Below are 24,210 nucleotides of genomic sequence, written 5' to 3' on the forward strand. Positions count from 1 at the left end.
CCACCCCGGCCTGCCGCCAAAGCAAGCCGGGTTTCCCCTTGCTCCCTACTCTGCAACTTTCGTCCCTCTCGCCGCCGCGCTTCACGCCCTATGCTGACCGGATGACGCAGCAGCGGCCCACCTCTTCAGTTCCTGCCATAGAAACGCGGGAACTTCAAAAAGTGTACCGGGGGCGGGCGGTGGTAGACGGCCTGACGCTGACCGTCCACCCCGGCGAAGTGTTCGGATTCCTCGGCCCCAACGGTGCGGGCAAAAGCACCACCGTCAAGATGTTGCTGGGGTTGGTGCATCCCAGCGGCGGAGAAGTGCGCGTGCTGGGCGGCCATCCGTCTGACCCCGCCGTGCGTTCCCGCCTCGGCTTTTTGCCCGAACAGTTCCGCTTTCAAACGTGGATGACTGCCGAAGAATTCCTGCGCTTTCACGGACGGCTGGCGGGCCTGCGGGCCGACGAACTCCGCGCCCGCATTCCGCAGGTGCTGGAAACGGTGGGCCTCGGCGGGCGCGGTACCGAGTCCTTGGGCGGCTATTCCAAGGGGATGTTGCAGCGAGCGGGGTTGGCCGGAGCAATCTTGGCGCGGCCCCAACTGGTCTTTCTCGATGAACCCACCAGCGCCCTAGACCCGATTGGGCGGGTGGAAGTGCGCGAAATCATAGAGGGGCTCCGGGCGCAGGGCGTGGCGGTGTTTCTCAATTCCCATCTGTTGTCGGAAGTGGAGCAAGTGTGTGACCGGGTGGCCTTCGTGAAGGCGGGACGGGTGCTGCGGCAGGGCAGTATGCGCGAGCTTATGGGCGATGTGCTGCCCGTAGGAGTGCGCGTAGACAAGCTCAGCCCGCCGCTGCTGGAGGCGCTGGCCCGCATTGGAGAGGTGCGCCACACCGACACCCAGAACCCCGAACACGCCGATATAGAACTGTGGGTGCAGCGTCGTGAAGACGTGCCCGCGCTGGCCGACGCCGTTCATGCACACGGGGCGCGGCTGTACGCCCTCACGCCGCGCCAACCCGATTTGGAAACCATGTTCCTAGAACTTATGGAAGGCGCGCCCGAAACTGCCGCGCCACACAAGGAGACTGCCCATGTCTGACGCCACTCGGTCTGAGACAACTCTGTCTGCACCCCACACGCCGTCGTTTTGGCGCAACACGCTGCTCATTGCCGAACTGTCCCTGCGCGAAGCCGTGCGAAAACGCTTGGTCATCGTGCTGCTTGTCCTCACGGGGGCGTTCGTGGGCTTTTACCTCTACGGCATCTTCCGGCTGGAAGGCACGCTGGATCAACGGGCCATAGATGCGGGGCTGGAGGGCCGTAGCATCACTGGACTAGCCAACGCGCCCATCGTGTATGCGGCGGCCTTCGGCATGTATCTGGTGTTTTTCCTCGGCTCGCTGATGGCCGTACTGTCTACGGTGGGCGCAGTCAGTGGCGACGTAGAAAACGGCGTGATGCAGAGCGTCATTGCCCGCCCGGTCACGCGGGCCGCGCTGGTGCTGGGGCGCTGGCTGGGCTTCACCATCGTCAACGTTTCTTACATTGCGCTGGTCAGTGCGGCCCTGCTTGTCGGCATTTTTGCCATTACCGGGTTCGTGCCGCCTGCGCCGCTGCCTGCGGTGGGCCTGATTCTGCTTGCCATCGTGGTCATCACGGGCCTCACTGTTCTGGGCAGCACGCTATTTTCCACGCTCGCCAACGGTATCGGCGTGTTCGTGCTGTACGGCGTGGGTTTTGCGGGCGGCATTCTCAGCACCATCGGTTCGTTTGCCGACAGTCCCACGCTGGTCACGCTGGGCAAGATCGCCAATTACGTGATGCCCACCAACGCGCTGTGGCTGGGGGCCAGCTATCATCTGCAAAACGCGGCGGTGCTGCAAATCGGAGAAATGGCACGCGGTGCGAATCCCATTTTCGGCAGCGAACCGATTGCGACTGGGCTGGTGCTGTGGGCCTCGGCGCTGGCTATTTTGGCGGTGCTGGCGGCCATGTGGAGATTTAGTCGCAAGGATTTGTAGGCGGGTGTGCTGGGGGTTGGTTTAAGGGTCTAAAGGTCGAGGGTCTAAGGGGGTGGGGCGGGGGCGGTTGCTGGGCGGCCCCCTCTACTGCGCAGCCCTGCGAGCCACCCCGCTGCTAGCGCAGCGCCCCTCGCCCCCTGTGGGCTAGGGAAAAAGCAAAGAGCAATAACAATAATCTTGGGCTGTTTGCTCCCTCACCCTTGAGGGGGGAGGGTTGGGAAGGGGGTGAGTGAGCGCCAGCGATTGCCCTTCCTCAGACCCTTAGACCGACCCCCAGTAATCCCCGCCCAACAACCCCTCAACCCGTCTTTGCAGGCAACACTTCGGCGATCCAGTCCCCTTGATGGGTGTCATCTTTGCGCGTGCCGCCTGTGCTGGCATGCGCTCCGAAGCGCATCAGCGGCCATTCCCGGCCCGCCGCACGCAGCGCATATCGCCCATGCTCGCCCGCTCCCGGTACTCGGCTGCCGCTGCTCTGATACACCACTTTCACAGCGTCGCCCGATGCCAAGGCGCTCAGGTCAGAGGCGGTGACGATGCCTGCAAAAGCACGGGCCGGGTCAGCCACCTCGCCGCTCCACGCGCCGCGAATAGTCACGATGATGGGCAGATTGGTTTCCAAAGTCATGCGCCCATCTGACCAGACCCCGCGTGAGGCGGATGTGCTGTGATGGGCGCAAGTCTTGAAAAAAGAGCAAACAGTGAAGGTTACATGTCCAGCGGGTCAGGGTGCTTGCTGGCGTTCTCTGCCTCTTCCAAATGATGCCCGTGACGGTAAAGCTTGTCGCGGCCCGCCTCGTTGCCTGTGCTGGCGGTGTCACCTTCCGGAATCAGTTTTTCGTCGCTATGTTTTACAGTGGGGTTAGACGGGGAAGAAGTCGGCTTGTCGTCCTTGTGGGTCATGGGTTGGGCCTCCTTGCTGATCTGCACGGGGTTGGTTGGCGTGGGGCGCGGCATAGCATCGGGGACAGTGGGTTCCGTCGCGCCAGACTGCACGGTGTTCGGGGTTGTCGTGGCCTGCATCTTGTCTTCTTGCCGCACCACTGCCCCGTTGTCTACGGGTTCCGCAGCCGCCGTGTTCAGTTCCTGAATCAAGCGTTCGCGGGCGCTGATTTCCTCGTCTATGCGCCGGATATCTTCTTGCACGGTTTGCAGCACGCTAGCATCGGCTCCGGCATGAAAAGAGCGGCCCAGCCGGGCGTACAGGCCGTCTTGCTCCCGCGTAAGCTGGAAGACTTCTACCCGGAGTTTGGTCACCTGAGCGACTTCTTCGCCCCGGCGCTGCACGCGTTCGGCTCCCCGGCGCACACTGTTCAGAATGTTATCCAGCATGGCCCAAGTGTGCCGCCCCGCACCCGGTAATGGGTGAGGGGCGGTTTAGAGAACGCACGGCGAGCAGGCAGAAGAGGGGAGGCTGTTGGCGTTTGTCAGCCGGAGGAGCAGCCGAGATTTGGCAAGCTCAGTGGGTCTTGAGCGTTGACGATGGCGTGTAGACCCCCAGTCTGCTGCGCAGCCAGCCCCCCTTAAGGGGAGCGCAACAGCTTGTGTCCCTACCTCTAAGGGGGGGCGTTGCGCCAGCAACGGGGGGGTTCACCTTCCAACTCAACTTACACTCACGCCAACTCGTTCTCCAGCTTCCCTGCCCCCTGCGCCTGCCCGTGTCCCAGCAAGTGCGCCAGCGCCAGCGGAATAGCGGCGTCCCAACCTTGGGGGTGGCAGGCGGCGGGGTACGGCACAGGCGGCGTGTGGGACTCGCGCTTAAATCCGGCCAGCAGTTCGCTCAGGCGGCGGTCATCGGCGGCGCGGGCCACGTCGAACAGGGCGCGGGCCACCTGCGCAGCCTCGGCGTTCAGGCCGTAGCGGTGCATGCCCAGCGCGGCGGCGGCGGTATCGTGCGGCCACACGCTGCCGTTATGGTAAGACACTGGGTTGTAGCGAATTTCGCCCTCGCCCAGCGTGCGAATGCCCCAGCCGCTCCAGAGTTGGCTGCCCAAGGCGGTAGCGGCCACTTGGGGCGCAAATTCGGGCGGAATGATGCCCGTCCAGAGCGTGTGGGCCGGGTTGCTGACCAAGACGTTCAGGGGTTTTTTGTCGCCGTTCAGCCCATGCACGTAGTAGCCGCGCTCGGGCCACCAGAACGCCGCGTGAAAGCGTTCGCGGAGGCTGGCGGCGCGGGTTTCCCACTCCACCGCTTGCCCTTCATCGTTCAGCAGGCGGTACATCCGGGCGGCGGCAAGGTAGGCGGCGTAGGTGTAGCCCTGCACTTCTACTACCGCCACATGCCCGCTGATGTCCACGCCCTCCGCCGTAAACGTGGAGTCGCCGCTGTCCTTCCAGACCGCATTGGTAATGCCGCTCTCGTCGGGCGTGTACTCGATAAAGCCGTCGCCGTCAGGGTCACCGTCAGTCAGGCACCACTTCAAGGCCGCTTCCCACTGCGGGCGAAGTTCGCGGGCAATGTCGGGGTGCGCGGCGCTCAGTTCGCCCACCAGCCACACAAAGAGGGGTGTGGCGTCGGCGGTGGCGTAGTAGGGGCGGTGCGGCGTGCGGCCCATGCGGGTCAGTTCGCCAATCCGTTCCTCGTGCAAAATCTTGCCGGGTTCTTCCAGCGTGGATTTGTCGTATTTGCTGCCCTGCCGCGCCGCCAGATACCGCGCCACCGTGAGGGCCATTTCGGGCATGTGGTCTTTCACCATCATGGCAATGATCAGGCTGTCGCGGCCAAAGGGGGCTACGAACCAAGGCAGGCCCGCCGCCGGAAAACGCCCCTGTTCGGTCTGAAACGACAGGCTCCGCAAGTCTTCGATGCTCTGATCCAGCACCTGTTGATCCAGTGGATCGGCCAGACGCAGATTCAGCGTGCCGTGCAGCGCGTCGTATTCGGCGGCCAGTGCAGCCGGGTCGCCCGGTGTGGGCTGCTCGTCGGCTTGCAGCGGGAACACACTGACCTGAATCTTTGTTTCGGCTTCCGTCAGGTCCCACGTCAGTTTCTCGCCGTTCCACACGGCAGCAGGCGACACTTGCACCAGTGCGCGGCTGTGCAGGCCGTCTCCTGCGGTGTAGCTGAATTCCACGCCGCCGGGGACTTCTTGGGTGGTCACCGTGCGCTCTCCTAGGCCACCGGGCCAACCACGCACCTCGAACATATCTACAAAGTCGGCGGCCAGTGCCAGCGTCACCACTTGCGGCCCTTCTCCGAGGTAACGGGTCACGGTCAGGGTGTCGCGCACCTCATGGCTCGTCACGGTCAGGTCACGGGAGATGCCCACTTTCATGGTGTACCCCACGTTGGCGTTGGCGCTGTGTTCGTGCAGCCAAAAGGGATAGCGCTCGTGCTGCAAGAGGTGCTGCGGGCGCTCGCCGTCCAGCCGCCATTCGTAGAGGCTCAGAAAGCGGGTGTCGCGGCGGTACAGGCCGCTTTCGCCTTCGGCAATTTTGTAATGGCGGTTGCCCACCAGATAAAGGTCATTTTCTTTCAGAACAGTGCGGGTATTGAGCATGGACGCTCCTTGGGGGCGGCGTGTGGCGGGGGGTGAGGGCGGAAAACTGCACAGCACGTTCAGCAGGAACGCTCAGATTGTAAGCGGTTACAGTAGGCAAGGTGCGCCGTGCTAGGGCGGCGGGGCGAAGAGACTAGACAGTCTGTCAGATACGGCGGTCTTTGGAAAGCAGAACAGGCGGGCCACGTCAGACAGCCTCCAGTGAGAAAGCCCCAACGCCGCCCGCCCAGTCTGTGTCCTACTTAGCCTTTCACGGCGCTGTCAGAACCGGTATCTACAAAGTACCGTTGGAAAATAATGAACACGATGATGACCGGAATGGCCGACAAGATCGCGCCTGCCAGAATCAGGCCGTAGTCGCCCTGCCCGCCGTACAACTGCGAGAAGCTGGACAGGCCCACCGTGAGCGTAAAGTCGGTGTTTTGGCGAAGCAGCACCAGCGGCCAGAAAAAGTCGTTCCATGCGCCCTGAAACTGCGTGATGGCAAGTGCAATCAGCGCGGGGCCAGCTTGCGGCAACATCACTTTCCAAAAGGTCGTGAAGGGGCCAGCGCCGTCGATAGAGGCTGATTCTTCCAGTTCTTTGGGCATGCCCTCGAAGAACTGCTTCATCAGGAACACGCCGCCTGCCGCCACGAAGCCGTTGAGCCACAGGCCCCAGATGTTCAGCAGGTGCAAATCCTTCAGCAGCACGTAGTTGCTGACCAAGTTCACCTGACTGGGCACCATCTGCACGAACAGCACCGCGCCCAAGAAGATCAGGTTCTTGCCGGGAAAGTCGAAGCGGGCCAGCGCGTATCCGGCCAGCGAGCAGAACACGACGGCGGCGGCCACGCGTAGGAAGGCGTACAGGAACGAGTTCAGCACCCAAGAGAAGAACAGGCTGCGGCCCGACTTGGGGTCCATCGTTTCGTTGAAGGCGCGGCGGTAATTGTTGAAGGTGTACCCCAGAATGCCGGGGGTCACGTTGCGGAAGGCGAACGAGCGGTCAAAGTTCTGTTTGTCGCTGGGCGGCAGAGTGCTGTTGACGATGCTCTGGCCGCGTTGCACGTCGACTTGCATGGGCGTGCGCTCGAACAGTGGCCCGCGCAGGTAATAATTGCCGCCCGCTTTGACCAGTTCCACTCTCTGCGTTTCGCTGAGCTCGTATTGCTTGGCTTGTGCGGCGGGCGTGTCCAGCGTCACTTTCACGATTTCACCGCCCGGCAGTTGGGCCTTGACGTCGCTGTCGGGCGTCACCAGTTTGGCCCGGATCACTTCGCCCGTTTGCGCGGTCAGGGAAGGGTAGGACACGGTGGTGCGGTACACCTTGGTTTCTCCGGACTGAGACACCTGCACGGTACTCAGCTTGGCGTAATCCTTGGCCTGAGCCTGCTTGGCAATCGCCACCAAACTCACGGGCTGGTAGGGAAACAGGCTGACTACAGGGGCGTCTTTGGGAGCGTCTGCCGGAGAGCGCACCGACACGTCGAAGGTGACTTCTCGGCCCGGAGTCAGGCCACCGTTCCAGCCGCTGTTGCCGCCCTGCACACCAAGGTTGTAGGCGCGGCTCACGTACTGCGCCGTCAGTTGCGGAATGATCACTTTGGGCGGATATTCGTTGGGGTTGTCCTTCATGCTGCTCAGCAGACCCATCAGGAACGGGCCCAGAAAGAAAAAGCTCATGACCAACATGAACACGTACAGCCAGCCTGCCCGCGCCCACCGCCGCCGCGAGAGCCATGCGTCGTGGTTAGAGGCCGCCGCCCTGCGTTCTGCTTGAATGGCCGTCATGCTGCTGCCTCCTGTGGGGAAGTTCTAAAAAAGAAGCTGGTGCGGGCCATCTCAGTTGGCCTCGGGTGCTACGAAGAATTTGCGCTGTACGAACACCATGCTCAGGATGATCAGGGCCAGCACGATCGCCGCTGCCGAGGCCATATTCACCGGGGCCGCGCCGTTCTTGAAGGTGTTGGTATACACGTAGAAGGCCAGCGTAATCAGCGTGTCTTGTGGGGCCGCCGAACCGATCACCGCCACTTGGTCAAACATCTGCATGGTGCCGATCAGGCCCACCGTCACCACGTAAAAGGTCACGGGGCGCAGCATGGGAACCGTCACGTTCATCAGTTTCTGGTAGGGCGTCGCGCCGTCAATGTCGGCGGCTTCGTACAAAGAACCGGGAATGCTCTGAAGGCCCGCAAGGAAAAACAGCATCAGCGTAGGCACGGTGGTAAAGGTGTTCTGAATGATGATGACCAGCAGCGGAATACTCAGCACGCGCACGTTGCCGATGCTGATCCACTTGTCGGCAAAGTACTGGTAATCGTAGGGAGCCACTTCGCGCAGGCCGATGATGCCTGTGGAGTTGAGAATGAAGACCACCACGAGGGCAATCAGCGCACTGACGGCTGCCAGCGCCGGATCAATCCAGCCTGCGGGCAATTTGCGCGATCTCTCCCACAAGACTTGCGCGATTTGCACCACGATCAGCACGCCGAGGAACGTCAGAATCAGGGGTTGGTAGGCCTGCCACTGGGTAATCAGGTAGTTGGCAATGCCGCGCCGCTGAAACAGCCACAGAAAAATGAGGGTAATGACCACGCTGGACGTGATGGAAGGCATGTACCACGCCGAGCGGAAGAAGGCCATCCCGCGAATCTTGTTGTTGAGCGCCACCGCCATCAGCAAAGAAAACACGGTTTGCAGCGTGGTGGTCACGATGGCAAAAATCAGGCTGTTGGCGAGCGCCCGCCGAAACGAGGGGTCGGCCAGCACGTCCATATAGGGCTTGATGCCGATCAGCTTGGGTGTATTGAAAAGGTTGAAATCGGTAAACGAATAATAGATGGCGCGGGCGAAAGCATAGAAGAAAAAGATCAGGGTGGTAATCAGAAATGGGGCCAAAAACAGCAGCGCGGTGGTCGTAGTCTGACTCTGTTTGGAGCGGGCGGCCTTGGGCCTTTTGGCAGTGGGATTGGTAATGGTCATGCACCCTCCAGCGGTGAAACCCAGCAGGCGTGATGTGATCAAGCGAGTCAGTCAAGTTCTGAGCGAATCAAAACAATGGCAGAGGGCCGGGGGCAGGCAACGCTCGCCTCCCGACCCTCTGAACAGATCAGCCCTCAGTCTTAAATCCTGATAGGAAAGATCAGCGGTTCTGGAAGGTGTTCATGTCCTGCTGTGCTTTTTTCAGGGCGTCGGCGCTGCTCTTCTGGCCGCTGAGGACGGCAGCGAGGGCGTCGTTGATGGGCTTGCTCCAATCTGGGCCTTGAGGGCCGAAGCTGAAGGACTTGACGTTGCCGTCAGATGCACCTTGGAACACGAGGCGGCTGTTCACTGCGCCCGCGTCGGTCTTCTTGAAGTAGGCGTTTTCACCGAGGGCAGTGCGGCTAGGAATAGCGAGGCCCTGCTCCAGCACGTACTGCTGCACGGCGGGGCTGGTCAGGATGTTCAGCACCTTGGTTGCGGCGCTCTTGTTCTTGGTGCCCGCGTTGATGGCCCAGCCGACGGTGTAGAGGAAGTTGCCGCGCTTGGCCGTCTTGTTGTTCTTGGGCATCAGGGCCGTGCCGAACTTCAAGTTGGGCGCATTGTCGCGCAGGAAGTTGACGACCCAGCCGCCTTCGACAGCCACAGCGACCTTACCGGTCTTGAGGCAGCCGCCCGTCCAGCCTTCGGACACTTCGCTGGGCGTAATGCCGACCTTGTTCTTGGCGAGGCCCGTGTAAAAGTTGAAGGCTTCGGCAAAGCGGGCGTCGGCGAGGTTGGTCTTGCCCTTGGAATCGAACTGGTTCCAGCCGGTGGCGTAAGCGAACGCACCGAAGCGGTCGAAGTTGGGCTGTAGGCAAATGCCGTAGTACTCGTTGCCGAGGTTCTTCTTGAGGGTGGTCAGCTTGTTCTGCAAGTCCGTCCAAGTGTCGTCGTTATCGGGGTAAGCGACTTTGGCTTCATCAAAGAGATCTTTGTTGTAGACCAGCGTCAGGGTGTTGAAATCCTTGGCGATGCCGTACACTTTGCCGCCCTGCGTAAAGGCCGTGTTCAGGCTCTTGATGTAAGGGCTGGTGCTGACGACGCCGTTCAGGGGCAGCACTTTGCCGGTGGCGACAAAGCCGCTGAGGGTTTCGGCGGGCAGGTAGAATACGTCGCCCGCGTTTCCGGCGGCCAGGAGGGTGGTCAGCGACTTGTTGTAGTCGCCTTGCAGCGGCTCGTAGACCACCGTGATCTTGTCTTTGGCAAGTGCAGGCTTCACGAACTTGTTGATCAGGTCGCCCACGACGGCGGGGTCGGTGCCGCCGTAGCCGTTGATCTTGATGGTGGTCTGGGCGGCGGCGCTAGAAGCGAGGACGGCGAGGCTGAGCAGGAGTGCGTTCTGAATCTTCATGGTGACCCTCCGGGGGCAGGTGCAACGGTTGCACCGGAAATAAGCTGAACAGGGATGAATTCGCCACGAGGACTAAGCCCCGAAATGGCCTCTTGAACAAGGGTGAGCGCGGTGCTGGCAATGCGGGGAATGTCTTGAGACACGGTGGTCAGGGCGTAGGGCAGCGGCAATTCGGGCAGGCCGTCAAAGCCCACCACCGATACGTCCTGCGGAATGTTGAGACCCAAGTCTTCCAGAGCGGCGACTGCGCCAATGGCACTTTCATCGCTTTGGGCAAACAGGCCGGTAAAGCGCGTCCCCGCTTCCCACGCCCGCCGCACCGCCCGGTAGCCGCCCAACACCGTAAAATCGGCGGCCAGAAGTTGAGTACTGGCTCCCACTGTGCGGGCCGCCCGCTCGAATCCGCGCTGGCGGTCTTGGGCCACCTGACTGGGGCCAGCGCCCAAGTACGCCAAGTGGCGGTGTCCGGCTTCCAACAGTTGCGTGGTCGCTAGGTGCGCCCCCCCTTCATCGTCCGGAGCCACCCAAAACGACGCCGGATGATGCCCGATCAGGACGGCTGGCACGCCCACTTGCTGCAAAAACGATAAGCGGGGATCGCCCTCTACCGCGTGCATAACCAGTACGGCACTGGGCAGGCGGGCCATGCGGGTCAGATCGGCCCGCAGGTCCAGCAGTTGCACGCCCAACGGCGCGGTGTGGGCCTCTAACGCCCGCCGGAACAACACCTGATAGGGGCTGAGCATGGGGTCGTCGCGGTCAAGCGATAGCCCCAGCGTTTGCCCGGTACGCCAACTCAGGTTGCGGGCGGCGGGGTCAGGCGTGTAGTCCAGCCGCGCAATAACTTCCTGCACGCGGGCGCGGGTACGCTCGGCCACAGTGGAATGCCCATTGATCACGCGGCTCACGGTTCCTTTGCTCACGCCGGAAGCGCGGGCAATATCGTCGATGGTGGGGCGGATCAGGGCGTCAGACATAAAGAAGTTCTATCTCTCCTCGGAAACACGTAACCGGTTACACAGCCAAGAGAAGGAAAGGTGGGGTGCAGCAAAGCATCCACGAGACAGCCCGATGTGACCCCAGATGGTCACGCCAAGTTTTTGTAATCGGTTACAAGACCATTGTGCGCTTAATTTTTCACCTGTCAAGCCCCTGCTGTGGCTTTTGCCCCGGTTCAGCTTGAAGTGGCCTGCTGGAGCGTGAAAACTGTATCGTTCAAGACGTTCTCTTGCTGACATGCTAGAAACTTATGGGAACATCGAAAACCCCGCTTCGATCAAGTGGCCGGGGCGTTTGGTCCAAATCGGCAGCGGGTGTCTATACAGCGTGCTGGGGAGGGGAGAGCTGGAGTGGCCCGCGCCTCGTTCCCACTTCAATACCCCCTGACTTCGACTCCTTCCCGATACGATCAGCCATGACCGACGCGCCTGCCGCTTTTGCCACCACCGATCTCAGCGACGCGCACCCGCAGGCGCAGATTCTGGCTCCTGTGTTCCGAGACTACGGCGGCCACCCGCGCTTTTCTGGGCCAGCTTTTACCCTGCAAGTGTTCGAGAACAACCCGCTGGTACGCTCAGCCCTAGAAACGCTGGGGCTGGGGCGGGTGCTGGTCGTCGACGGCGGCGGCAGCCTGAACTGTGCGCTGCTGGGCGGAATGCTGGGGCAATTTGGCGTGCAGAGCGGCTGGGCGGGCATCATCATTTACGGTTGTGTGCGCGACACTGCCGAGCTGCGGGTGCTGCCCATAGGCATTCGGGCGGTGGCGGCCCACCCCCGGCGTAGCGGCAAGGTGGCCGGGGGTGAATCGGGCGGAGCCGTGACCTTTGCAGACGTGATCATTCACCCCGGCGATCAGATTTACGCCGATGAAGACGGGATTCTGGTGCTTTCGGGGCAGGGCTGACAGCAGCGGGATGGAGGCTGGGGCGGCGGCCAACACTGCAGCATCCTTATAACCGAACAGCCGTGCGCTAGGCTGCCCGTGTGTCCATTCCACCCCGCCCGATTCGTCCACTGTGGGTGGTCTTGGGATTTATTCTGACCGGAATAGGCTTCGTGGGCCTGATTCTGCCGGGATTTCCGGGCACCGTCTGGTTTGTGCTGGCCGCCGCTGCCTTTGCACGGGGCGATCCGCGCTGGGAAGCTTGGTTGCTCTCGCGCCCAGTCATCGGGCAACTGGTCGACGATTACCGCTCCGGGCGGGGCATGCCGCTGCGGGCCAAATGGTTTGCTTGTGTGTGCATCGTGCTGGCGGTGGGCCTGAGTCTGGGGCGGATTCCGGTGTTGGTGGGGCAGGTGGCGTGGGTCGTCATTGGGCTGGTGGGCGTGCTGTACATCGTGTGGCGCGTGCCGACTAAGCGGGGCTAAGGCGGCCGATATGAACGTGCTGAATATTCCGGTTTCGCCGGACGTATTGGCACGCTGGGCCGAATGGCTGGCCCCGCCCGTGCAGCCGTTTTTTCTGACCGAGGCTGAGGCGGTTGCACTGAAACTGCCCACCCTCGCCTCTGCCGAGTGGAACCCGTCTCCCGAATTGCGCGACACGTTTGCCCTGTGGGCTCTCGATTCCGCTGCAAACCGGGTGGCTCTGCTGTCCGAAGCTGACTGGAACGGCTTGAGCATTCCGGTGCGCCGTCAACTGCTGCGCCTGCAAATCGGGTATGGGCGCGGCAATCTACCCCATGCCAAAGCCTTTGCCGATCTGTTGCCAGAGCCTCAGCGGGGGCGCTTCGTGTGGTGGTCGTCCATGCTGACGCCCGAAATCGTGGCCCGTGCCGTGTCTGCCGAATCGTCGGCCTGCCAGCGCGAACAGGTGCCGGATGCCGTGTGGCAAGCTGCCGAAGCACTGCTGCCGCGTGCCCGCGCTTTGGCCGGAACATTTGCAGCGGGCAGCGGCTCCAACTGCTTTGGCACGGTCATGGCCGCCGCAGGCACAGTGGGCGCGGAACTGGAATGGATGCAGCGCGAGCCGTTCGAGGCGTTTCTGGCGGCCCACACGCGGTCTGGCGGCATGGACGATCAACCTGGCACCGTGTTGGTGTGGCGCAGTGCGGGCGGGCAAGTGGAACACGCCGCCGTCACATTGGGCGCGGGCTGGGCTCTGCACAAGCCGTCTCAAACGTGGATGACGCCGCGAGCGGTCTTGCCCACCCAAGTCTTGATTCGCGCCTCCCGCACGCCCGGACAGCGCCTAGAGCGGCGGAGACTCAGCTAAACAGGCTCAACTAAAGTCCTCTACTTGCCGTGCTTGGTCAGTCGCCACAGGGTCACGGCATTGGTAATCAGCAGCAGCACGCACAGGCCCGCCATCGGCCATTCTTGGCGCTGCACGAACCGGATGCTGAGAATGCCCCAGCCGCACACCAGCGCCACCACCAGCCACACCCGCCATGCCGGAGCGTTCAAGAAAAAAGCCTCATGACTCTATCTTAGGTAAAAGCGGTGGGCGACACGTCCCGGTTCAGGTCGTCAATCTGTAGAAACCACACAAATAAAGAAGCCGGGGCGTTCATCTCCCGGCCTCGTCTTGGTCGTCCATGCGCGTTCCGGGCACATGGGCAGATTGTCAAGACGCCCCCGGAGCAAGTGGGTGTGCGGCGTCTGCATTGATGGTGCGCCAAACACGGATGAGACGCGCAATAGCAGGGTGAGAAAGGGGAGGCAGTGAGTCAGATTGGCGTTATTTCCCGCAGCCTGTTTGTATAACTCGCACCCTACTTCCCAGCACTACTTCCCCAGCACCGATGCTAGCGCCGCCCTCAGTGCAGCTTCGGCGTTCAGCGTGCCAGCGCCGCAACTCCGGGCCGGATCAGGGTCGCAGCTCCCACCGGGAAAGGGCGTGGCCGTGCGGGTCAGCAGGCTCCGCAGTTGCGCGGGCGAAAGCTTGGGGCGCACGCTCAGCAGCAGGGCTGCCACGCCCGCCGCGTGTGGGGCGGCAAAACTGGTGCCGTTGGGTTCGCGCACGCCACCCACTCCACTCAGGCTGCTGACCACCACGCCGTGCCCAACTTCCCCACCGGGTGCGGCCAACGCCACCGCGCGGCCCCAATTGGCGTAGCTGGGACGCACGCCCGCCTCGGTCACGCTGGTCACGGTCAGCACGTTGCGGCAGCCCGCCGGAGAGTAGCCGCTGGCGTCCTTGCCGTCGTTGGCGGCCCCGGCAATCACCAACGCGCCGCGTGCGGTTACGGCGTCTACGGCGGTCTGCACGCGCACGTCACAGCGGGTCAGGGGCACAAAGTCGGCGTACAAGCTCAGGTTCAGAATCCGGGCCGGGTTCGGGTTGATGGGTACGCCCGCCACCGTCAGGCCCGCCGCCCAGCGCAGACCATCGGCCAAATCTTGGGGGTCGATCAGGCCGTCTACGCCCGCCACGCGCACCTGCACCACCCGCACACGCGGCGCGATGCCCGCCATGCCGCGCCCATCGTGCGCCGCGCCGATGATATTGCCCACCACTTCGGCGTGATTAGCCAGCGCCCCGGCCCCCGCTGCATCGGCGTCGCGCCCATTGCCGTCGCCTGCCCGCGCCGCGTCCGACACGAAGTCGTAGCCATTGATGACCCGGCCCGCCAATTCAGGTGAGGCGATCAAGCCCGTGTCCAGCACGGCCACCGTCACAGGTGACATGACGGCAGGAAGCTGCGCCCACGCGCCTTCTAACCCGATGGCCCGCAGATTCCATTGCTGGGCATACAGCGGATCGGTAGGGCGGGGCAGTCCGGGCTGTGCGGTTGAAGGAGCTGGAGTTGGAGTGCTTGGGCGTGCAGGCGTTGTCGGTTGAGTGGGCGACAACTCTGGCAGGGGCGCGGACAGGGAAGAGGTGGGCGGCAGTTCCGGCAAGGTGCTGGGCGGCTTCGGTGTAGGCGGAGTGGGTCTGGGGAGCGTGGGGCGGGGCGGCAGCGCAGGAATGGCGGTGATGGACTGGGCGGCGAAGGACAGTCCAGCGCCTCCCAGCAGCAAGCCACCACACACGGCAGCGCGAACATGGCCGCCAAAACGGTTCTTCATCCCGCCAGTCTGCCCCGCACGTCTGATGCTCGTCTGAGACGGCGTTTGTGCATTGCCTACCTTCTGCGTGAAGTGGGCTTACACGCGTGTAGCATGACCGAATGACAGCCAATTCAGGCCAGACGAGCGCCGCCGTTATCAGCAAAGTCATCGTGCTGACGGGGGCTTCCAGCGGGATTGGGCGGGCCACCGCCGTAGAACTGGCGGCGCGGGGGCACAAGCTGGTGCTGGCCGCCCGCCGCGCCGATGAACTGGGGCTGCTGGCCCGTCAACTTGACCCTACGGGTGTGCGCGTCATCGCCGTGCCCACCGACGTAACCGACGATGCCTCGCGCCGAGCGCTGCTGGCTGCCGCTGCCGCACAGTTCGGGCCAATAGATGTCCTGATCAACAATGCTGGTGTAACCGTAGAGCAGGGCTGGTGGTGGGATGACGCCGATCCTTTGCGCGTGCTGCGCGTGAATTTGGAATCGCCCATAGAGCTGACGCGGCTGGCCCTGCCCGACATGCGGCGGCGCGGGGCAGGCCACATCGTCAATATCGGTTCGGTGGCGGGGCGGGTGGCTACCAACGGCGTGTATTCGGCCAGCAAGTTCGGCCTGCGCGGGTTTTCCTTGGCCCTGCGGCGGGAGTTGCAGGGTACGGGCGTCACCGTCAGTCTGGTGGCCCCCGGTTTCGTGAAGAGCGAAATGACGGCTTCGGCCCGCCTGCCTATGCCGGGGCCGGAAGTGGTCGCCCGCGCCGTAGCCGACGTGCTGGAGCGCCCCCGCGCCGAAGTGATCGTGCCCAAGTTTTACGCCGCGGTCGTGGTGCTGAACACGGTGTTTCCGGCAGTGGGCGATTTCGTGGTGCGGCGCATCATCGGGCGGCGGTATGCCCACGATCCGCAGGGGAAGTAGGGGGAACAGGAGTCTGAGGGTCAAGGGTCTAATACAGGATTATTGATGCTTGTATGACTGAACAACGTTCAGACTTGACGCTGCGTGTAAACCCCCCAGTCTGCTCTGCTTCGCAGCTGTACCAGTCCGCAGCCAGCCCCCTTAAAGGGGAGCGCACCAGCCTTTGTCCTCCCCTTGAGGGGGGGCGTTGCGTGAGCAACGGGGGGGTTCACCTTCCAGCTTTGTGTCTGTCAAGCGTTGCCCAACAGAGTAGGAATCACTAAATTGAAAACTGTCCGAACCATTGTGGTGACGCCCTTCGCCCCTGTTGCGGATTACCTGTGATCCCAAGTTGGCCTTGACCACTGCCCCACGTTCACAAATTCTCAACCTCACTCCGCCCGCTGGCCCCGCTCCGGCCCCTACACTAACCGGGTGACTCCGGCTTCCAGTTCGCCCCAGAATGCCTCTGCTCCGTCCACTCTTCCCACCACCAACCTGCTCAAAACCGCCTTCAAGGTGCTGCTTCCGGTGCTAGAGCGGTCGGTGGTGGCCCTTGATCACGCCATCAGCGGGTATGTACAACCCCGCCGGGCACGCGGAAAAATGATTTTGCAACCGTATGTGGGCTGGGGCACGCCGCAGGAAGCCGAATTGACGGGCCGCGTGCTGCTGCCGCGTACACTCGCGCCTGCCAAGAAGGGGGACGCCCGCTGGCGCAACTTCCGCAACATCGTGCGCCGCCTGTTTTCCCGCGAGGTGGGCGGGGTGAAGGTGACGGGCGTCCTCAACGGCCTTTCGGTCAGTGGTATCAGCGATCACGACGGGTATTTCACCCTGATTTTTGCGCCGCCCACACCGCTGCCGGGCGGCTGGCACGAGGCGAGCCTCAGCATAGAAGGCCGAGAGGGAGCCACCCGCGCCCGCGTGCAGGTCGTGGCCGACGCCCGGTTCGGGATTATCAGTGACCTTGACGATACGGTAATGCAGTCGGACGTGACGAGCCTGCCGCGCATGCTGATGACCAGCCTGACCGGAAATGCCCGCACCCGCCTGCCGTTTGCGGGCGTAGGGGCTTTGTACCGCGCCCTGACCCGTGACGGCGAAGCCCGCAATCCGATTTTCTACGTGTCCAGCAGCCCTTGGAATTTCTTCGATCTGCTGTGGCAATTTCTGGATTACCGCCGCATTCCGCTGGGGCCGATGTTCCTGCGGAACTGGGGCGTGGATTTGCTGGCCGGGCACGGGGGCTACAAACACGGCGTCATCGAACGTATTTTGGCCCGCTTTCCTACCCTCAACTTCGTGTTGGTCGGAGACAGCGGCGAAAAAGACCCCGAAATCTATGCCGAGGTGGTTCGCAAGCATCCCGGACGGATTTTGGCTGTGTACATCCGCGACGTTACGGGCGCGGGCCGCGATGAGGGCGTGGGCAAACTGCGGGCCGAAGTTCGCAAAGACGGCGTGGATTTGGTGCTGGCCTCCGACAGCCTGAATGCCGCCAGTCACGCCATGGCGATGGGCCTGATCACGCCCGGAGAATTTCGCAGCGTGCTGACGAGTGTGGCGCGGAGTTACGAGAGCTGAGAAGGGCGGTCTAAAGGTCTAGGGTCTAAGGGTCTAGGAAGGGCAACCCTCTGCGATCACTCACCTTGATCACAGGGACAGAAAGCAGGAACGTACAAACCACTGCCCAAGGCTTCTCGGGGCAGAAAAAGTAAGCAAAAAACAACCGCCAAGTTTCCCCAGCGGTTGTTTTTATTCTTTATCTTTCCCCACTCACCACTGACGGGTTTTTACCCCGATGCTGGCCCGCCGTTTCCACCCCGGCGGCCCCGGCGACGGCGACGGCGTTTGGCATCGTCTGCTTGGGCAGCCTGAGCCTGTGCGCTTTGCACCGATGCAGCCTGCGCGGGTGCGGCGGCCTGAGCTTGGGGTGCAGCGGCTTGCTGCGGGCGTGGCGTGCTTTGTTGGCGGCCATTCACGCGCTGTACGGCTCCCCGGTCATTGCTGCCGCGCGTATAGCCGCGCCCACCGCGCTCAGAGGAAGCCCGCTCGCTGCCGCCGCCACGCTCAAAGCTCCGGCCTCCGCTGCTGCGTCCACCCTGAGTTTCTTCGGGCGGCATATGATCCAGCGTCCAGTCGCCAAAATACATGCGCTGCACGGTGATGTTCACGGGGCGCAGGTGCTCGTTGCGGGGGCGCTCCAGCGTAATCACACGCCGGGGCCGTCCACCGCCCGCATTACCGGAAGAAGCAGCGGCAGCGGGACGGCTGTTGCCACGTGCGCTGTTCATCGGTTGGCCGCCAAACGTCGCGCCTTCGCCTCGTTCCGGCGTGCTTCTTTCGCCGCGCTCGTACCTTCCCCGGCCACTGGGACGGGCAGAAGAGGCAGCAGAAGCTGGAGCCGCCGCACTCGGAAGGGGAGCCGGATCATCCAGCGTGAACTTGCGCGGCGCACTGGTGGGCACGCTCTGCAACTTCTCGCGGCGTTCCTGCTCGCGGTCATCGCGGCGGCGGGCGCGGGGTTTATGTTCGGAATCCATGTCGTTCTCCTGAGTGTCTAGGCTACTTTGCAAGTTGAAATCGGTCTGACGGGCCAGCGGATTGACCGTGCTGATGGTGACGTTCACGGCGTCCCCGAGGCGGTAGCTGCGGCCCCGGCTGCGTCCGCGCAGCATCCCAGCATCTTCGATAAACACGTAATAGTCGTCATCCAAGTTGCTGATGTGCAGTTTGCCTTCCACGCCGTTTTCCAGCGCGATAAACAGACCGCTGGCAACCACGCCCGACACGTTTCCGGCAAAGGTTTGGCCCAAGTGTTCCTGCGCCCACTTCGCCTGATAGTACTTGGTCAGGTCGCGTTCGGCTTCACTGGCCGTGCGTTCGCGGGCGCTGGTGTGCGTGCCCATATCGGGCAACTTGGCCTGCAACTGCCCCACGGCGCGGCTTCCAGCCTTCAGGTCGCCGTTCAGCACGCCGCGCAAGGCCCGGTGAACCATCAAGTCGGGGTAGCGGCGAATCGGAGAAGTAAAGTGCAGGTATTCCTCGAACGCCAGCCCGAAGTGACCTAGGTTCTCCCCAGCGTACTTGGCCTGTTGCATGGAGCGCAGCAGCAGCGTATTCACCACGCTTTCACGGGGCGTGCCGCGCACCTGCTTCAGCACCGCCTGATACGCCTGCGGGGTGGGTTCGCCGCCGGGGAACGAGAAGCCCAAGCGTCCAATCGCCGCCGTCACGTCCTGAAAGCGTTGCAGGGTGGGTTCTTCGTGAATGCGGAACAGGGTCGGAATCTCGCGCTCCAGCAGATAGTGGGCCACCACTTTGTTCGCCAGCAGCATCAAATCTTCGATCATGCCGCGTGCGGTTTCTTCGCGGATCGGCGTCAGTTCCATGCGGCCATCTGGCCCCACGTCGACTTTCACTTCCCGCATTTTGAAATCCAGCGAACCTTCGCGCAGACGGCGTTGGCGCAGCTTGGTCGTAATTTTCAGCAGCAGGTGCAGGTCGCCTTCCAGTTGGCGGGCGGCTTCGGGCAGCGTAGCGGTGGCTTCGCTGTAGGCCTGCACCTCGTCATACGTCAGGCGGGCCTTGGAGTTGATGACGCTGGGCGCAAGCTGCACCTTCAAGATGTCGCCCTCTGCCGAGAGTTCCACCAGCGCCGTCATGGTCAGGCGGTCTTGGTACGGCACGAGGCTGCACACGCCGTTGCTGAGGTGTTCGGGCAGCATGGGCAGCACCCGTCCCGGCAAATACACGCTGGTGGCGCGGGCGTAGGCTTCCTCATCCAGCGCCGTGCCTTCAGGAACGTAGTGGCTCACGTCGGCAATGTGAACGCCCACCACAAAGGTGCCTTCGGGCGTCGGCTGGATATGAATCGCGTCGTCAAAGTCTTTGGCGTCGCGGCCATCTACCGTAAAGATGTTGTAGCTGCGCAGATCAAGCCTTCCGGCCAGCGCCTCTGCCGGAATCTCTGCGGGAATGGCGTTGGCCTGCGCCTCGGCTTCCGGCGCAAATTCTCCGCGCAGACCGAATTTCACGATCACGGCTTCGGTTTCGGTTTCGGGATCGTCCTCGTTGCCCAGCACGCGCTTGATCTGCCCGAAGACTTCATCCTCTCCGGTGTGTTCGGGCCAGTACAACTCGGTGACCACGCGTGCGCCCTGCTCCAGCCCTTCTATGCCTTCTGGGAACACCAGAATCCGGTGGCGGGCGCGGTGATCGTCGGGCTTGAGGATGGGGTGGCCGTGATGGAATTCCAGCGTACCCACGAGCTGTTTGTAAGCCCGCTGCACGATGCGTACCACGCTGGCACGCGGGCTGCCGTCGCCGCGTTGGCCCCGGCGAGGGCCGCCCTTGCCGTTGCTGGTGCCGTAGCCGTTGCCAGTGTCACCGCGTCCTTCCATCCGCACCAGCACGATGTCGCCGTTCCAAGCTTCCATCGTGTTGCCCTCGGCCACGTAGTAATCTTCGCCGCCGCTGTCGGGCACCACGAAGCCGAAGCCCGCTGCCGACGCCTGAAAGCGCCCCCGCACGAGGCTCATCGCTTCGGGCAGGCCGTAGGTATGGCGGCGAGTCCGGACGACTTCGCCCGTTTCCGTCAGGTTGTCCAGCAAGGCTTCCAGACTGCGCCAGTCGCCAATCCGCGAGATGGTCTGGCGCGTAAAGGTGCGTTCTAGGTCGCGCACATGCACGGGCCGCCCTAGCTTGCGAAGCTGGGCGATTACGATGTCGCGGGCAGGATTCTGGTTGTCTTCGCCGTCCTCTGCGTCAGTATTGTCAGAAGCGTTGGCCTGCACTTGCGCTGGCTCGGCTTCTTCCGGCTCTGTCGCTCCGGCTTCAACTGCTACAGGCGCGGCTTCGGCCTGCTTGCCTCTGCCTTTGCCCTTGGCGCGACTCGGCTCGGTGATAGCCTCTGCTACCACTGGTTCTAGGGCTGCTTCCGCTTCGACTGGCACAGCTTCCACGCCGCTCAGCACCTCGGTCAAAGGCAGTTCCTCAACGGGTGCATCGGCCACTGCTTTAGCTTTGCGGCCTTTGCGGGTCTTGATCGGGACTTCCAACAGGACGGGTTCGGCGGCTACATCGGCGGGCGCGGCGGCGTCTGTGGGTGTAGGGCTGACCGCTTCGGCCAGTTCCAGCACCGCCGTTTCTACCGTGTTGCTGTCTGCCGTGCCGCTCGTCAGCACCACTGCGGGCGCGTCGGCTTTGGCCTTGCGGGGGCGTTTGGCTGTGGCGGCGATGACCTCTACAGGCGCGGCTTCCACCGGAGTTTCCTGCATGACAGGAGCGACGGCTTCCGCTTGGGCTGGCTCAACTTCGGCCACTTCTGCGGCTGGCACACTGACCTTGCGGCCCCCACGCTTGGCTTTTGCGGCGGGCTGGGGCGCTTCCGGTTCGGCCACTGCCACTTCTGCCACCTCGGGTTCAACGGGGGCGGCTTCTACAGCTTCTGCTTCCGGCAGGGGAGAGGCGGCAGCTTCAGCGGGCGCGGCCTCCACGACTCCCTTCCGGCCCCGCTTGGGTGCAGCAGTTTTGGGCTGCTCCACAGTCGCGGGGGCTTCGGCCTGAGGCTCTGGCACATCTGCTTCAGCTTGCGCCGCCGCTTTGGCTGGAACCTTGCGGCCCTGCTTAGCGCGTGCTGGCGCGGCCTCGGTGGGTTGCGCTTCTGCGGCAACGGTCAGCAGCGGCTCCATTTCGGGCGCTGCAACTTCTGCCGCAATTTCCTGTTCTACAACGGCAGGTTTGCTCTTGCTGGTTTTTTTGCTCGATTTGACGGCATCCGCCATCGGTTGGGGCGCAGCCTGCGCGGGCGTAATCGCCGTGCGCTGCCGCTTGCCTTGCTGTCCCTTCTTGGCCTGCGCCGTGTCGGGCTTCATTGTCTGTTCGGAGTCGGCGCTGACGCTGGTTGCGCTCTGCGCCGCACCCCCCTTGTTCACTTTAGGCATTCCGCACCTGGGGTCTAGCTTGCTGCCCGTGGGTTCTGATTTCGTGTGGGGCGCGCGGCCCCGGCCTACTGGCCCTGTTTGCCGCGCACGCCCCGGTCAGCACTGGCCGCCCACGGGGATAGATGAGATCGCTTGTCACGGGGGGCCGCCCTGCATCCGCGCTACCGCCAAACCCTATAGGCCAGACGAAATTGCGGGGGCGCTTTCCTCATACCACCCGGAAGCACCCCCAGTTTAACACATGGCCCCGCCCGCGCCGCGTGCCCTAGCTTACGCCGACGCTTAAAGAGTGGGGGACAGCAGTGGGGTGTGGGGAAGCCGTGCTGGACGGCTGAAGGTCTGCACCACCTCTCTCAGATTCGTTCAGCCCTTGCTTCTACTTGTTGAAACCGCAGGCCACACACTCGACCTCGTCTGCGATGAACTGATACACGTCCAGCCGCACCGCGCCTCCCCCATTGCCCACCGGATTGCCAAGCTGGGCCGCCACCGAGTCTTGCTGCACGCGCTCTTTCACTTTCAGGTCGGCACTGGGCAGGGGTTCAGGGAACTGTTGAGGCACGCTGGGGGTAAGTTGCACCTGAAATCGGGGGTCGGTCTGCAGGGCGTCGCCGTTCTTACTGTCGCGCAACTCGGTGTTGTCTGCGCTGATGCCGGGCCGGTTGGTCAGGGCCAGTATCCGTCCGGGAATCAGCGGTGTCAGCGACGTGGGCGCAGTTCCCAGCATCGCCACGGGTCGGCTCCAGATCACCTTGTTCTGGTTGATGTTGTAGCTCAGCAAGGTGTAATCGGGTTTCAGTACCACCAGCGCGGGCGCGAGGTCAAGCGTCCACAACAAGACCGGCCCCTGATAGATCAGCACCTTTTTGGTTGCCGCGCCCCAACTGAATTTCCAGAGCGAGGTCACGGCCCCCTTGGTTTCCGCCACCGTCACCGACTGGCCGTCCGGGGCCACTTGGGGGCTGTGCCACTGGCCCGCGCAAGGCGTACTGCACAGGATTTGGCTCAGTTGGCGCTTCCACTGATCGGATGGGGCAGAGGCAGCGGGAGTTGTCAGGCAAAGGAGCAGCGCGGGTAGAAGCATCCGGAATAAGTGCATAGCGGCTCCTTGGACAGAAGGAAGGTGGATCAGTTAAATTCAGTATTTATTGTGCTCAAGCTATCCGCTTTCCCCCAACACAAGCCTGTCAAATACTGTGTGTGAGGAAAGACGCTCAACAATTCACTCCGGCTCGTCTAGCATCAGCGTTCCCACAATCGGCGCGTGATCGCTGAGGCGGGCGAACCGGTCTGCCTGCACGCCCTCTACCGCGATTCCAGCGGCCAACAGGTAATCGATGCGCCAGCCTACATCGTTGTCGAAGGCCCCAGAACGGTTGCTCCACCACGTGTAGGCGGGCAAGTCGCCCAAGCTGACGCGATGGGTGTCGGTGAGGCCGCCTGCCAAGTGCGCCGTCATCCATTCGCGCTCATGGGGCAAGAAGCCGCTGTTCTTTTGGTTGCTGCGCCAGTTTTTCAAGTCAAGTTCTTGGTGGGCCACGTTGTAATCTCCGCCAATCACCAGCGGCAGTCCTTCGGCCAGCAGTGCCTCTGTCCAACCCTGAAACACGCCTAAAGCCTCATCCTTGAAGGTTTGGCGCTCGCCCCGGCTACCGCTGGGAAGGTACACACTGGCAAATCGCACCCCCTGAATGACGGCACTCAGTACCCGGCCTTCGGCGTCTAGGGCGTCGTGTAGCAGGCCCACGCGCACATCGGTCAGCGGCGTGCGCGACAGGATAGCCACGCCGCTGTAGCCGGGTTTTTGCGCCGGAAACCACGCGCCCTCGTACCCCGGTAAGGCGTCCGGCATCGGGTCGGCCCGCACTTCCTGAAGCAGCAGCACATCGGGGGCGGTGCGCTCTACCCAGTCGGCCAGCCCTTTCCGGAGCGCACTCCGCAGGCCGTTTACGTTGAGGGTGGCAACTTTCAGGCTGGTTCGCGCCCCGGTGGTGGGGGGGAGGTCGGGGGTGTCCGGCGTCATCTGAGGGCAGCATAGCGCCCCGCCTCGTTGGCGCATGGGTGCAGAAAAAGTGGCTGCCCGTTCCGCCGCCTCGGTCTGCTCTGCGGGCCGTCAAGCGACACTGCTTGAGGGAATACTTAGCAGACGCTTAGTCAATCTCTACCCTCAGTCCACCGGGGATCGCTTAGGCTAGAGGTCATATGGCCGATATCAAGTTCCGCAACGAATCCGATGGCAGCGATTTTCAGATGCCTCACCCCAAGGCCGTCCGCGTTCTGGCGGATGTGGACGCTTGGGCGCAGAAGAACGGTTTCGACCATGTGGTGTTCTGGCGCGATCCCGAAGACGAGCATAAATTCTGGGTGCAGTTGGGCGAAGACAAGCTGAACTACTGGATTCACTCCAATACCTTCACAGACGGCAAGCACGAAACAGTAGAGATGCAGATGGATTACGCACGCGGGGCACAGCGCCGGAGTGCGGCGGGGTACGGCAAGTTCGATAAATAG

20 protein-coding genes are annotated in these 24,210 nt (G+C 62.8%); 8 read left to right on the forward strand and 12 right to left on the reverse strand.

What is annotated here, in order from left to right; genetic code table 11:
- Positions 1-101 precede the first annotated feature (101 nt).
- Both E7T06_RS13765 and E7T06_RS13770 read left to right on the forward strand, forming a co-directional pair.
- Positions 102-1,085 (forward strand): ABC transporter ATP-binding protein, encoded by a 984-nt coding sequence (locus tag E7T06_RS13765; protein WP_136366358.1) that lies wholly within the window; start codon positions 102-104, stop codon positions 1,083-1,085.
- Entirely contained in the window at positions 1,078-2,007 is a 930-nt protein-coding gene (locus tag E7T06_RS13770; RefSeq protein WP_136366359.1) for an ABC transporter permease, read from the forward strand. The genes E7T06_RS13765 and E7T06_RS13770 overlap by 8 nt, the downstream gene beginning before the upstream one ends.
- A 298-nt stretch (positions 2,008-2,305) precedes the next feature.
- Here the strand turns inward: E7T06_RS13770 and E7T06_RS13775 are convergent, their stop codons facing one another.
- The 7 genes from E7T06_RS13775 to E7T06_RS13805 form a co-directional block, all read right to left on the reverse strand.
- On the reverse strand, positions 2,306-2,635 hold the full coding sequence (locus E7T06_RS13775; RefSeq protein WP_136366360.1) for a hypothetical protein: 330 nt from the start codon (positions 2,633-2,635) through the stop codon (positions 2,306-2,308).
- 80 nt (positions 2,636-2,715) lie between these two features.
- Positions 2,716-3,339, reverse strand: a complete 624-nt coding sequence (locus E7T06_RS13780) for a hypothetical protein (protein WP_136366361.1) — start codon at positions 3,337-3,339, stop codon at positions 2,716-2,718.
- Between the two features lie 281 nt (positions 3,340-3,620).
- Positions 3,621-5,507, reverse strand: coding sequence for a glycogen debranching N-terminal domain-containing protein (locus tag E7T06_RS13785; RefSeq protein WP_136366362.1), 1,887 nt, complete (start codon positions 5,505-5,507; stop codon positions 3,621-3,623).
- 242 nt (positions 5,508-5,749) lie between these two features.
- Entirely contained in the window at positions 5,750-7,279 is a 1,530-nt protein-coding gene (locus E7T06_RS13790; RefSeq protein WP_136366363.1) for a carbohydrate ABC transporter permease, read from the reverse strand.
- A gap of 51 nt (positions 7,280-7,330) precedes the next feature.
- Entirely contained in the window at positions 7,331-8,473 is a 1,143-nt protein-coding gene (locus E7T06_RS13795) for a sugar ABC transporter permease (protein WP_136366364.1), read from the reverse strand.
- A gap of 160 nt (positions 8,474-8,633) precedes the next feature.
- On the reverse strand, positions 8,634-9,863 hold the full coding sequence (locus E7T06_RS13800) for an extracellular solute-binding protein (protein WP_136366365.1): 1,230 nt from the start codon (positions 9,861-9,863) through the stop codon (positions 8,634-8,636).
- Entirely contained in the window at positions 9,860-10,840 is a 981-nt protein-coding gene (locus E7T06_RS13805; protein WP_136366366.1) for a LacI family DNA-binding transcriptional regulator, read from the reverse strand. Before E7T06_RS13805 ends, E7T06_RS13800 begins: the two co-directional genes overlap by 4 nt.
- A 437-nt stretch (positions 10,841-11,277) precedes the next feature.
- Between E7T06_RS13805 and rraA the strand changes: the two genes are divergently transcribed.
- The 3 genes from rraA (at position 11,278) to E7T06_RS13820 (ending at position 13,077) form a co-directional block, all read left to right on the forward strand.
- The gene (rraA, locus tag E7T06_RS13810; protein WP_136366367.1) at positions 11,278-11,766 is read left to right on the forward strand and encodes a ribonuclease E activity regulator RraA; all 489 of its coding nucleotides are present in this window, start codon (positions 11,278-11,280) and stop codon (positions 11,764-11,766) included.
- 80 nt (positions 11,767-11,846) lie between these two features.
- Entirely contained in the window at positions 11,847-12,230 is a 384-nt protein-coding gene (locus tag E7T06_RS13815; protein ID WP_136366368.1) for a YbaN family protein, read from the forward strand.
- Positions 12,231-12,240: 10 nt separating this feature from the next.
- Positions 12,241-13,077 carry a hypothetical protein gene (locus E7T06_RS13820; RefSeq protein WP_136366369.1) on the forward strand — a complete coding sequence of 279 codons (837 nt, stop codon included), beginning with the start codon at positions 12,241-12,243 and terminating at the stop codon, positions 13,075-13,077.
- A 20-nt stretch (positions 13,078-13,097) separates the two neighbouring features.
- Here E7T06_RS13820 and E7T06_RS21265 read toward each other — a convergent pair whose 3' ends face one another.
- Both E7T06_RS21265 and E7T06_RS13825 read right to left on the reverse strand, forming a co-directional pair.
- Entirely contained in the window at positions 13,098-13,268 is a 171-nt protein-coding gene (locus E7T06_RS21265) for a hypothetical protein (RefSeq protein ID WP_168733539.1), read from the reverse strand.
- Positions 13,269-13,589: 321 nt separating this feature from the next.
- Positions 13,590-14,873 (reverse strand): S8 family serine peptidase, encoded by a 1,284-nt coding sequence (locus E7T06_RS13825; protein ID WP_136366370.1) that lies wholly within the window; start codon positions 14,871-14,873, stop codon positions 13,590-13,592.
- A gap of 101 nt (positions 14,874-14,974) precedes the next feature.
- Between E7T06_RS13825 and E7T06_RS13830 the strand changes: the two genes are divergently transcribed.
- On the forward strand, positions 14,975-15,772 hold the full coding sequence (locus tag E7T06_RS13830) for an SDR family NAD(P)-dependent oxidoreductase (RefSeq protein ID WP_136366371.1): 798 nt from the start codon (positions 14,975-14,977) through the stop codon (positions 15,770-15,772).
- A 477-nt stretch (positions 15,773-16,249) separates the two neighbouring features.
- Positions 16,250-17,338: an App1 family protein gene (locus E7T06_RS13835; protein WP_136366387.1), complete on the forward strand. Its 1,089-nt coding sequence runs from the start codon at positions 16,250-16,252 to the stop codon at positions 17,336-17,338.
- A 209-nt stretch (positions 17,339-17,547) separates the two neighbouring features.
- Here the strand turns inward: E7T06_RS13835 and rnr are convergent, their stop codons facing one another.
- The 3 genes from rnr to E7T06_RS13850 form a co-directional block, all read right to left on the reverse strand.
- Complete coding sequence (gene rnr / locus E7T06_RS13840; RefSeq protein ID WP_136366372.1) at positions 17,548-21,699, reverse strand: ribonuclease R; 4,152 nt, start codon at positions 21,697-21,699, stop codon at positions 17,548-17,550.
- A 376-nt stretch (positions 21,700-22,075) separates the two neighbouring features.
- Positions 22,076-22,798, reverse strand: coding sequence for a hypothetical protein (locus tag E7T06_RS13845; protein WP_136366373.1), 723 nt, complete (start codon positions 22,796-22,798; stop codon positions 22,076-22,078).
- Positions 22,799-22,921: 123 nt separating this feature from the next.
- Positions 22,922-23,722 (reverse strand): exodeoxyribonuclease III, encoded by an 801-nt coding sequence (locus tag E7T06_RS13850; RefSeq protein WP_136366374.1) that lies wholly within the window; start codon positions 23,720-23,722, stop codon positions 22,922-22,924.
- Between the two features lie 179 nt (positions 23,723-23,901).
- Between E7T06_RS13850 and E7T06_RS13855 the strand changes: the two genes are divergently transcribed.
- Complete coding sequence (locus E7T06_RS13855) at positions 23,902-24,210, forward strand: hypothetical protein (protein ID WP_136366375.1); 309 nt, start codon at positions 23,902-23,904, stop codon at positions 24,208-24,210.

It is taken from the genome of Deinococcus sp. Arct2-2 (genome assembly GCF_004801315.1).
Lineage (GTDB): Bacteria > Deinococcota > Deinococci > Deinococcales > Deinococcaceae > Deinococcus.

Coding starts and splice junctions, on each gene's coding strand:
- E7T06_RS13765 (WP_136366358.1), top strand. CDS start 102: ATGACGCAGCAGCGGCCCACCTCTTCAGTTCCTGCCATAGAAACGCGG.
- E7T06_RS13770 (WP_136366359.1), top strand. CDS start 1,078: ATGTCTGACGCCACTCGGTCTGAGACAACTCTGTCTGCACCCCACACG.
- E7T06_RS13775 (WP_136366360.1), bottom strand. CDS start 2,635: ATGACTTTGGAAACCAATCTGCCCATCATCGTGACTATTCGCGGCGCG.
- E7T06_RS13780 (WP_136366361.1), bottom strand. CDS start 3,339: ATGCTGGATAACATTCTGAACAGTGTGCGCCGGGGAGCCGAACGCGTG.
- E7T06_RS13785 (WP_136366362.1), bottom strand. CDS start 5,507: ATGCTCAATACCCGCACTGTTCTGAAAGAAAATGACCTTTATCTGGTG.
- E7T06_RS13790 (WP_136366363.1), bottom strand. CDS start 7,279: ATGACGGCCATTCAAGCAGAACGCAGGGCGGCGGCCTCTAACCACGAC.
- E7T06_RS13795 (WP_136366364.1), bottom strand. CDS start 8,473: ATGACCATTACCAATCCCACTGCCAAAAGGCCCAAGGCCGCCCGCTCC.
- E7T06_RS13800 (WP_136366365.1), bottom strand. CDS start 9,863: ATGAAGATTCAGAACGCACTCCTGCTCAGCCTCGCCGTCCTCGCTTCT.
- E7T06_RS13805 (WP_136366366.1), bottom strand. CDS start 10,840: ATGTCTGACGCCCTGATCCGCCCCACCATCGACGATATTGCCCGCGCT.
- rraA (WP_136366367.1), top strand. CDS start 11,278: ATGACCGACGCGCCTGCCGCTTTTGCCACCACCGATCTCAGCGACGCG.
- E7T06_RS13820 (WP_136366369.1), top strand. CDS start 12,241: ATGAACGTGCTGAATATTCCGGTTTCGCCGGACGTATTGGCACGCTGG.
- E7T06_RS13825 (WP_136366370.1), bottom strand. CDS start 14,873: ATGAAGAACCGTTTTGGCGGCCATGTTCGCGCTGCCGTGTGTGGTGGC.
- E7T06_RS13830 (WP_136366371.1), top strand. CDS start 14,975: ATGACAGCCAATTCAGGCCAGACGAGCGCCGCCGTTATCAGCAAAGTC.
- rnr (WP_136366372.1), bottom strand. CDS start 21,699: ATGCCTAAAGTGAACAAGGGGGGTGCGGCGCAGAGCGCAACCAGCGTC.
- E7T06_RS13845 (WP_136366373.1), bottom strand. CDS start 22,798: ATGCACTTATTCCGGATGCTTCTACCCGCGCTGCTCCTTTGCCTGACA.
- E7T06_RS13850 (WP_136366374.1), bottom strand. CDS start 23,722: ATGACGCCGGACACCCCCGACCTCCCCCCCACCACCGGGGCGCGAACC.
- E7T06_RS13855 (WP_136366375.1), top strand. CDS start 23,902: ATGGCCGATATCAAGTTCCGCAACGAATCCGATGGCAGCGATTTTCAG.